The organism is Microbacterium sp. H6, from assembly GCF_003314775.1.
GTDB lineage: Bacteria > Actinomycetota > Actinomycetes > Actinomycetales > Microbacteriaceae > Microbacterium > Microbacterium oxydans.
The window spans coordinates 3,987-5,673 of sequence record NZ_QOAY01000201.1 but is presented as its reverse complement, the minus strand read 5'-3'; the positions used below and the strand labels follow the sequence as shown (position 1 = coordinate 5,673).

At 69.2% G+C, this 1,687-nt stretch carries 2 protein-coding genes; both read left to right on the top strand.

The features are described from left to right. Positions 1-327: M20/M25/M40 family metallo-hydrolase (locus DSP71_RS13305; RefSeq protein ID WP_113681319.1), on the top strand; the 327-nt coding region annotated here is incomplete at its 5' end. 55 nt (positions 328-382) lie between these two features. Continuing rightward, a partial coding sequence (locus DSP71_RS13300; protein ID WP_113681318.1) for an MFS transporter occupies positions 383-1,687 on the top strand: 1,305 nt, incomplete at its 3' end.

The window sequence follows — 1,687 nt, the reverse complement described above, 5'->3', positions numbered from 1 at the left end:
CGGGTCCGCGATCCGCTCGTCGCGGTCGAGGTCGTCGAAGCGAGCGAACCGTCGCCGGAATCATCGACCGATAACGCGCAATTCGCTCCGCTGGCCGACGCGCTCGAGGTCGCGTTCCCCGGCGTGCCTGCCGTCCCGTATGTGATGATGGCGGCCACCGACTCGCGACACTTCCATCGCTTCTCACCCGCGGTCTATCGGTTCGCGCCGCTGGACATGTCGAATGCGCAGCGCGCGTCGATCCACGGCGTCGACGAGAGCGTGGAGATCGCCGCGCTGGAACGGGGAGAGCGGTTCCACAGGGCGCTGCTCGAACGGCTAGGGTGATCTCACCCTCCCCTCGGAGCCTGCCGGGGGACCCGAAGCAGAAGCAGGAGACGCGATGACGCGCACCCGCACCCTGGGCACCCTCGCCGTCGTGGTCGGCTTCCTTGCCTTCGTGGAGTTCACGAGCGGTGTGCTGCAGGGGTACTACACCCCGATGCTCACGGACATCGCCCGCCATCTGGGCATCCACGACGCCGACGTGAACTGGCTCGAGGGCACGCAGCTGATGCTGTCGGCACTCGTCGTCCCGGCCTTCGCCAAGCTGGGCGACATGGTCGGGCACAAGCGCATGCTGCTCATCTCCACCGCGGTCACGGCGGCCGCGGCGCTGGTGCTGCCCTTCACCGATTCATTCCCGGTGTTCCTCGCCGCGTGGGCGCTGATGGGCTTCTACGTCGTCTGGCTTCCACTCGAGATCGCCCTGATCTGGTCGCGTTCGCGCCGCATGGAGGGTCGTTCGTCGATCACCGCCAAGGCTGCGGGGCTGCTCGTCGCCGCTCTCGAGGGCGGCGCGATCATCGGCGCCCTGGTCGGCGGTGCGCTCATCGACGTGCTTCCCCTCACCGTCGTGCTGCTGGTCCCGGCCGTGCTCATCGTGGTGTGCTTCTTCGTGATCCTCCTTGGGGTCAAGGAATCGCCGGAGCCCACCGGCGGTGTCTTCGACACGGTCGGCCTCGTGCTCATCTCTCTCGCCCTCGTCTGCTTCACCGGCGGGCTCAGCCTGCTCCGCCTGGAGGGCGGTCTGACCAACCCGTGGTCCTGGGCGGTGGTGATCCTCGGCGTGCTGCTCGTGGTCCCGTTCGTGCTCTGGGAGCTGCGCAGCGCAGACCCGCTGATCGACGTGCGCATGTTCCGCTCGCCCGCGCTCGGACCGGTGTTCCTCACGGCCGGGCTCTTCGGCGTCAGCGTGCTCGGCGCGCAGGCCCCGCTGTCGACGTTCGCGCGCACCGACCCATCGGTGTACGGCTACGGTCTGGGCACGACCGGCTTCGCCACCTCGTTGATCATCGGCGTCTACCTCATCGCCATGATCACGGGGGCGCTGCTGTTCCCGGCGGTGGCGCGGCGTGCCACACCGCGGGTGACGCTGATGGGAGCGTCGATGCTGGTCGGCATCGGCTTCCTCCTCTTCCTGCCGTTCCACGGCTCCTATGCGCAGGTCATCACGAACATGGTGGTCGTGGGGCTCGGGTCCGGGGCACTGGTCGCGGCGCTCCCCGCGGCGGCGGCCTCCGCGGCTCCGGCCACGCAGACCGGCGTCGCGACGGGCCTGACGAATTCGGTGAAGACCGTGGGCGGAGCGATCGCGTCGTGCGTCTTCGGCATCGCGCTCCTGCACGGCGTCGCGAGCACCGCCGGC